The organism is Microcystis sp. M53602_WE12, assembly GCF_030065455.1.
GTDB classification, from domain to species: domain Bacteria; phylum Cyanobacteriota; class Cyanobacteriia; order Cyanobacteriales; family Microcystaceae; genus Microcystis; species Microcystis aeruginosa.
The window spans coordinates 1-8,150 of the sequence record NZ_JASJFB010000262.1 but is presented as its reverse complement, the minus strand read 5'-3'; the positions used below and the strand labels follow the sequence as shown (position 1 = coordinate 8,150).

8 protein-coding genes and 1 pseudogene are annotated in these 8,150 nt (G+C 40.9%); 3 read left to right on the top strand and 6 right to left on the bottom strand.

Features of this window, described 5'->3' with window-relative positions:
- From PX482_RS09590 to PX482_RS09575, 4 genes and pseudogenes are all read right to left on the bottom strand, one after another.
- Positions 1-122 (bottom strand): annotated as a pseudogene (locus tag PX482_RS09590) (ISL3 family transposase); the annotation flags it as partial.
- A 182-nt stretch (positions 123-304) separates the two neighbouring features.
- A complete protein-coding gene (locus PX482_RS09585; RefSeq protein WP_002760980.1) occupies positions 305-1,459 on the bottom strand; it encodes a pyridoxal-phosphate-dependent aminotransferase family protein in 1,155 nt (384 codons plus the stop codon).
- Between the two features lie 235 nt (positions 1,460-1,694).
- Complete coding sequence (gene trpC / locus PX482_RS09580; RefSeq protein WP_288026446.1) at positions 1,695-2,585, bottom strand: indole-3-glycerol phosphate synthase TrpC; 891 nt, start codon at positions 2,583-2,585, stop codon at positions 1,695-1,697.
- Positions 2,586-2,724: 139 nt separating this feature from the next.
- Positions 2,725-2,937, bottom strand: coding sequence for a hypothetical protein (locus tag PX482_RS09575; RefSeq protein ID WP_002760983.1), 213 nt, complete (start codon positions 2,935-2,937; stop codon positions 2,725-2,727).
- Between the two features lie 299 nt (positions 2,938-3,236).
- Between PX482_RS09575 and PX482_RS09570 the strand changes: the two genes are divergently transcribed.
- Both PX482_RS09570 and PX482_RS09565 read left to right on the top strand, forming a co-directional pair.
- Positions 3,237-3,914 carry a hypothetical protein gene (locus PX482_RS09570; RefSeq protein ID WP_288122367.1) on the top strand — a complete coding sequence of 226 codons (678 nt, stop codon included), beginning with the start codon at positions 3,237-3,239 and terminating at the stop codon, positions 3,912-3,914.
- A 324-nt stretch (positions 3,915-4,238) separates the two neighbouring features.
- Positions 4,239-4,529: a DUF3288 family protein gene (locus PX482_RS09565; protein ID WP_004162669.1), complete on the top strand. Its 291-nt coding sequence runs from the start codon at positions 4,239-4,241 to the stop codon at positions 4,527-4,529.
- A gap of 42 nt (positions 4,530-4,571) precedes the next feature.
- Here the strand turns inward: PX482_RS09565 and PX482_RS09560 are convergent, their stop codons facing one another.
- Entirely contained in the window at positions 4,572-5,477 is a 906-nt protein-coding gene (locus PX482_RS09560) for an Npun_R2821/Npun_R2822 family protein (protein ID WP_002760988.1), read from the bottom strand.
- 694 nt (positions 5,478-6,171) lie between these two features.
- A complete protein-coding gene (locus tag PX482_RS09555; RefSeq protein ID WP_288026901.1) occupies positions 6,172-7,167 on the bottom strand; it encodes a glycosyltransferase in 996 nt (331 codons plus the stop codon).
- Between the two features lie 443 nt (positions 7,168-7,610).
- Between PX482_RS09555 and PX482_RS09550 the strand changes: the two genes are divergently transcribed.
- Positions 7,611-7,919, top strand: a complete 309-nt coding sequence (locus tag PX482_RS09550) for a type II toxin-antitoxin system HigB family toxin (RefSeq protein ID WP_002760992.1) — start codon at positions 7,611-7,613, stop codon at positions 7,917-7,919.
- Positions 7,920-8,150 lie beyond the last annotated feature (231 nt).

The window sequence follows — 8,150 nt, the reverse complement described above, 5'->3', positions numbered from 1 at the left end:
TTCGGACATTCAATTGTTTCATTTAAAAGAGCGAGCTTTAGGAAAATTGTCTGAGCAATTTTTTGATAATTGACCACTGTTACATTTGGTAAATCGAGGAGTTGATCAAAATTTATCCACATAACCCACCTCCTGTTCTGTGTTACTGTTATACCATGCTCACACAGAACCTAGAAGAGCCAAGGATTGAAAGCCTTGTAAATCAAGACCAAAAATATAGTTGCACACGGGGTATTAGATAATAAACTATATCTTCCGGCAAAAATCCCCCTCTTTGGGGAGAAGGGGAAAAGCCAACCCAAGATTAACCCTGCACCATCACCGAGGCAGCCGCAGCCACACCGGCGCCCGGGGTGACACCTTCGACACCTAACTCGATTAAAGTCGCTTCAATGGCAGCGATAACCGTGAGGATATCCCTCTCACTAGCAAAACCTAAATGACCGATACGGAAGATTTTACCCTTGAGGTGATCCTGACCACCAGCCACAGCGATGTCGAACTTTTTATTGAGAGTCGAGCGAATTTTTTCCGCATCCACCAGAGTGGGGGCCACCGCAGTAATCGCCGTGGAAGCCCAAGAATCCGCCGCGTAGAGGGGCAAATCCAGGGCGCGCATACCGGCCCGCGTCATCTTCGTTAAGCGTTGGTGACGGGCGAAAATTGCCGCTAATCCCTCCCTTCTCATCATTTGCAGAGAAGCTTGTAAACCGTACATCAGGTTAACTGGAGGGGTAAAGGGGGAACTATCCTCATCGGTGGCTTTTTTGTATTTGCCCAAATCTAGATAAAAACGCGGCAGTTTGGCGGTTTCGTAGGCTTTCCAAGCTTTTTGACTTACGGAAACAAAACCTAAACCGGGAGGAATCATATAACCTTTCTGGGAACCAGAACCGACCACATCTAAACCCCATTCATCGATGGGAATATGATAAGCTCCTAAACTGGTGACAGCATCGACGATAATTAAAGCTTCCCCGTGGTCTTTTACCGCTTTGTTAATGCTTTCCAAGTCATTGAGAACCCCGGTGGAAGTTTCCGAATGGGTGATAATTACCGCTTTGATGGCTTTTTCCTTGTCTTCGGTCAGTTTAGCGGTAAATGCCTCTGGATCTAGGGGTTTACCCCATTCTGCCTTAATGACATCCACATTTAAGCCGTATGCTTTCGCCACTTTCGCCCAACGTTCCCCAAATTTACCATTATCCCCCACCAAAACTCGATCGCCGGGGCTGAGAAAATTAATAATTCCCGCTTCCATGGCACCGGTTCCCGAAGCAGTTAGCATTAAGACATCGCCACTGGTTTGATGCAACCATTTGAGATTTTCGGTTAATTCGGCGATTACCTTGCTAAAAGCACCCGTCCGATGACCTATAGGTGCTTTAGCCATAGCCAATAATACCGCTTCCGGCACTGGTGTCGGGCCGGGAATCATCAACATATTTTTATTTTCCATGGTTCGTCCTCTCTCGTTGGGCTATATTCAAAAAGATAAAAAACCAAATCTCGATCGCATCAATTCTGAGGGGATGATTTAAGATTCGGCAAACTCTGATTATATCCCGGCAGATAGCCTTGTCAGGAGTCAGTATTCAGGAGATAGGGTGATAGGGTTTTGGGGTGATGGGGTTTTGGGGTGATAGGGTGATGAGACAGCTTCCCCACTTCCCCACTTCCCCACTTCCTAACTCCTATTCCCGATTTTCAAAGAGTTTCTGGATACCGACGGCAGCATCGGGCAGTTTTACCAAAGATTCGCCAATTAGAACCGCATTTGCTCCCGCTTGCTTCACTTTCGCCAGAGCTGCTGCTGTGTGTAATCCCGATTCGCTGACGATCAGAATACCTTTTTCTCGCACCTTTTCGCCCCTGGCTTCTAGTAATTGGCGAGTATTGTCTAAATCGACTTTAAATGTCTCTAAATTGCGGTTATTGATGCCGATTAGTTCGATTCCCTCAATGGCTAACACTCGATCGAATTCGGCCAGACTATGCACCTCTACCAAAGCTGTCATCCCTAAACCCTTGACAATTTTGACAAAATATGCTAGGTCTTGATCGCTTAAAATAGCGGCAATTAAAAGGACAGCATCGGCTCCTTTAGAGCGAGCGTAGTAGATTTGATAGGGATAAAGGATAAATTCTTTGCATAATAGGGGTAAAGATACCGCTTGCCGGACGAGGCTAAGATTTTCGTAACTACCTTGAAAAAACTTACTATCGGTTAAAACCGATAAACAAGTGGCTCCTCCCTGTTCATAGGTACGCGCAATCGCTACAGGATCAAAATCTTCGCGGATAACTCCCTTGCTCGGGGAAGCTTTTTTGACTTCGGCAATCAAAGCGGGTTGGGTTTTACCCTGTTTTAAGGCGGCTAAAAAGTCGCAAGGTGGCGCAGTATTAGCTATTTTTTTGCGTAATTCCAATAAAGGCAACTTTTCACGCAATTTATCGACTTCGATCTCCTTATGCCAAACGATTTCTTCTAAAATATTTTGCGGTTGTGCCTCTGGCACTTTCACCACATAACTCAAACTCTCAACTTTAACGGCAGGATTGGGGTGTTTTCTTCGGATCTGCATTTTTTCACTGTCCAGAGTGTGAACAGTGATTAGTTTAACAGTGATTAGTTATCGGGAATTGAAATAGAGACGGGGAAAACCACGTCTCTACAGACATTTATCTATACTTGTGTGGATATTCCCAATCTTCACCGAAAGGCTATTGCATAGCTTCGATCGAACGTTCTAAAATTTTATCTTGGAGTTTTTCGTCTTCTTGACGATTTTCGGTTAATAAAACCCGCGCTTTCGCAGTTTCTGCCTCTCCTTCCCCCAAAAGCTCCTCTGTACGAGTTAAGACATTTTCTTCGAGCATTCCTTCTGCTTGTCGTTCTTGGGTTAGATTGAGACGTGCTTTTTCTTGAATATTCATAAATTTATCCTTGCCACAGGTGCGATCAACTTCTACCCTTAGTCTGACACAAATTTAGTATTCCGTATCATTAACTACAGAAAAATTTAGAATCTTACTGGCGAAACTGAGATTTAGGTATTTTTTCTCATTCCTTAAATGGACAGGGATCGATCGACCTCAAGCTATACAATAAAACCTATGGAACAATTCCCCAGCGTAATCAAGCTTGTATATCGGGCGAATAATGATCGATTGCCTAAACCAACAGATTTCTGGACAGTATCCGACTCTATCGTAATATCCTATTTGCAGAGCTTATGACCAAAGGTAATTTAAACGATCTCATCCGTACAGAAGCTAATAAAGAGGTAGAATCCCAAACCTCTCCTTCTCCCAAACGTTCTAAGGAAACAAACGCCACCCTACAGGCAAAAATTAACGACTTGACAACAGAGTTAGAAAAAACCGAGAAAAATCAGCAAACTCTCCAAGAAAAAGTTATTTCTCTGGAAGAAGAACTTAAAGAACATCTGGAACTCTCTGTCAGGTTACAGCAGTTACAACAACAGACCGAGCAGTTAGAATCTGTCCTCTCGGAAAAAACTACTTTGGTGGCACAATTATCGAGTCAATTAAGTCAATCCCAGACGGAATTAACCGAGAAAAAACAGTTAATTGAAAAACTATCGAGTCAATTAAGTAAGACAGAAACAGAACTGACTGAGAAAAAACAGTTAATTGAAAAATTATCGAGTCAATTAAGTCAATCCCAGACGGAATTAACCGAGAAAAAACAGTTAATTGAAAAATTATATAATCAAATTAAAACCCTAGAAAATAGTCCCCCCCCCACCCCTGAACCCTCACCAATTAGCAAACCTGCGCCGAAGAAACCCAGTCTTTATAACTTTGAAATGGCAACTTTAGCCCGTTATATTGCCCCCAATCCTACCCCCACAGAGTTAACGGATTCCGAAATCGGTTGGTTCGATTAATTATGGTTTGCTAAATAAATCTAAAAACATTGTTCGATAAGACTTTTAGACCTTTTTGAAATCCAAAAGTACCGGCCATTGGAGTGATCGGGGGGAAAATTCAGGGACTTTTTCCCTGAAAATTATACTAAATCCAGTTATTAAAAACTGATTATTTATTCTCCGTTTTGCCTTTTGCATGAGTGCCTCTCCTGATATGTAGCCTATACTCAACGGATTTGGTATTAGGTAATTGACTCCCTGAAAATGGGTAAAACCCTACACCCTACACCCTACACCCCACACCCTGCCCCCAGGAAAAACTTTGTGCCGCAAACCCTAATTATGGCTAGTAAAAATCAAGAACAACAACATCCACAGGAAAGACTAGATCGCCCGATTGTTGATCAGCTGCTGCAATCAGAACCCAATGATTTAAACTTAGCTGAATGCGCTCGTTTACGCATACGTTATCAAAACTTTCCGGGAGCAAGAGAAATCCAAAGAGATTTAGATTTAATCCTAGAAAAATGGCAGTTAGATGAAGCTAGTTTATGGGCAAAAACTCGACCACTGCACAGTCACGGACAAGTGTATCAAATTCGCCAAACTGAGGAGCAACAGGATTGGAGTTAAATTGCCGCAGTTATCTTAATGGTGCGAGAGGAAAAATCAAACCTATAATTTGATTTTATCTAATAATCTCTGCAAAGGATTTTTGGGTTTGCTTGCTGGCGGATCTGCGGGGGGATTAGGATCATCTAGATAACGATAATATTTCCAGATATCCCAGTAGGGACATCCCGGTTCGATGCGAATTCCTGCCCAATGTAAATATTTTAAGGGCTGATTTAATCTCGGATCGATTAAGATATTCCCCTGACGTTGAAAATGAGGACTCCCCCCCCAATTTCCCGCTTGACAACCCGGAGCGCGGACAATATTAAATCGATTGGGAACTCGTTTGAGAATGGTATAATTAATAATCGGTTGATCGGAGGTTTTTTGAGAAAAATCAAAATATTCTGGATGAGCGGCACATTCTTGAAAAGCGCTATATAATTCCTGTTCTGAGAACAAATTCTTTTTACTAGCCCAAAAACCACCGTTAAACATCCCAGTTAGATCATTTTCTGTGAAGATTCCTTGTTCTAAAACAATCGGATTAAAAACATCAGTAATCCCTTTTTTGTGTTGGTAATCACAGCAGAGAAAATCGTAGGTATCGAGGAAATTTAGATTATCTATTATTTTTTCAAAAACTACGATATCCGTATCGATATAAAGAAATTGATCTAATTCTCCAAACCAACACACCTGCTTGCGAAATTGATTGGGACGAGCAAAGAATTTTTCTCCAAAAATATCATAGATTTTCTGTGCCAATTCTTCCACCAATTGCAGATCGGGATAGAGAATAACGCCATATTTTTCTGCTAATAAATCGGCAATTTTTTGATAATTATTGTCGTAGGGAATCAAGATGACGGGAGAATCGGGATCGTACAAACGAATACTATTCATTAATGCGATCGCCTGCTCGATAACTCGATCATTAGCGGTAATGTAAATTCCTCGCTTCATAAATATCCTGGGGGTAAGAGTTAGAAATAATTATATAGGGTTTGCTGAAAAAGTTTGTTGGTGGGGTTAGGAGTCAGTAGCCGGTCGTCAGGAGTCAGTAGCTGGTCGTTTCAGGCTTTGTTGCCCTCTTTTTTTGTACCAATTTATGTACTATGAGAGGGATAATGCAAGGTTTTTGAGAGTCCCAATCGGATTTTCGCAGCATGAACATCGGATTTTAACAGGTCAAAAGCCTTATTTTAAAAGGGTTTTACCATTATTCAGCAAACCCTATATAGCAGTTATCTTAATGGTGAAGTAGAAAGTTTTCCTTTTGGGGAGTCAGCCATCAGCTTTTTTCTCCCGATATCCCTGTTCACTGATAACTGATAACTGATCACTGATAACTGAATAGCTGATCAGCCTTTCTCTGTCAACTCTTAAGGAGTGGTGCGTTTGATTTTTGAATTGGCGAATAATTAAGGTTTGCTGAATAAATCTAAAAACCTTGTTGGATAAGACTTTTAGACTTGTTTTCCCTCAAAAAGTGCCGACCTTTGGAGTGATTGGGGGGAAAATCCCTGGACTTTTTCCCTGAAAATTAGGTAATTGACCACCTGAAAATCGGTAAAACCCCACACCCCACACCCCACACCCCACACCCTGCCCCTAGGAAAAGCCTTTTCAGCAAACCCTAATTAAGGAAATATCACCACTACTTAAACAGTTTTTTCTTAAGTTTAGCCAGAGAACTCTGTATCCATAATTTTTTAAGTCGCAGGGGTTCTAAACCTTCTATATCAGCCGGATAATGTTTTTTAATATCAAAGAAATCATTAATTTCTCTTAAAATTGTTTCAAAACGTGGTAGTAATTTTTCGGGATTATAATCATCGAGAAAATTAGCCGGTAAAGAATTAACGGGAAAATTACGGACATAATTAAGAATACGTTCCAGATCGTATTGACTGGAATAAGCCCCGATTTTTTGACAATTGAAACCGGGATCGAGATAATCGGCTAGGGCGCTATTAACACTAGAAAATACCGTACAACCACAGGCTAAAGCTTCCAGGGGCGGTAAGCCAAAACCCTCCGTTAAACCGTTTACAGCCCAATATTCAGCCGAATCGTAGAGATAAACCCGACTGCGATTGAATAATCCCACTAAATCCTCCACATAGCTATCTAAAACCTTAACGCGACAGTGGGGACGGAGGGCGGGAACTAGACGATTGAGAAGATACTTTGAGGATTTGCGCCCCTGTACTAGGACATCGATATCTCTTTCTAAGCCTAAATTGAGAAATTCTGAGCCAATTTGATTAGGAAGATAGTAAATCAAAGCATTAGGAGCCTTTTCTCCCCAATACCCCATAGTATTACGGCTAACGGTGATAATTGGTATTTGGGAGGGTAAACGGAAGCCGTAACCTGTACTATGGGCATGATAAATGATATTATGCGATCGCAATCTTTGCACCAGTTTAGGAAGATCAAAACCCCAGCTAACCACAAAAATACTGTCATCCGAGCTTATTTTGGCGAGTATATCCTCTAAAAAAGGATAATTTAACTCTTTTTGACGATAAGTCACAATCTGGGCGCTACAAATTTGACTAGCCAAATTGACGGTTTTCATTTCTGCCCACAGTCCACCCCCACCAAAAGGAGAAGTAGTACCGGGCAAAAGAAAATAGAGGTTTCTCATCAGGATAATAGAAGTTTTGGTTAAGCGGTAGTTTGGAGACTTGGCTATTCTATACTTAATTATTAAGGTGTGAGGTATCTAAAGGCAATAGTCGATCGAGCATAAGTGTAATTACTACTAAATAAATTTTTTAGCCTTGAGTCGGCTATCAAGAGACTTAGCTAGTTAATTACAAATTCTGCTAATTAATAAATATTACTAAACCGCAACCAGCTAGATAACTGGAATTTCACGGGCAAGCCATTAAGCCTTAAAAGTATTGCTATGCAAGGATCGTAGCCGAAAAAGCAAAACTACGGGTTTCCCTGTGGATGCGGTTTATCAGAGAAATTAAAATACTTGACTAGAGGCTTGCTTGTTTGCTATACTAGCAAGCAAGTAAGCAAAACACACAAGGGGATTATTGGTCATGAAAATAAAACTTAAAAGATTAATAAAAAATTATGCATATTATTTCAAGAGCCACCTTAAGAATTTTTTGGGAAACTCATCCAGAGGCTCAGGCTGGTCTACGTTATTGGTACAAGCAAGTTAGTCAAGCAAAATGGCAAAGTTTCCAAGATATTCGTCAGGATTTTTCTTCGGCTGACTTAGTGGGTAATTTTATAGTATTCAACATTTGCGGCAACAACTATCGACTAATAACTTATGTTGATTTTCAACATAGAAGGGTTTTCATTAGAAAAATACTAACCCATGCTGAATATAATAAAAACCAATGGAAAAAAGATTCGTGGTTCAATAAATATTGATCTAAATCTCTGAATCTCCAAATAAGTAGGGAGGAAAAATTATTTGTAGGATGGGTTAGCGGTAGCGTAACCCATGCGGGCGTTGGGTTTCATGCTTCAACCCAACCTACGTTTATCTTATATTTAATTCCACCCACCCACTTAAAACTCAAATCTGATAACTGATAACTGATTACTGATAACTGATAACTGATTACCGGCGCCGGTCTTGCAGTTTTTTATAGACATCTC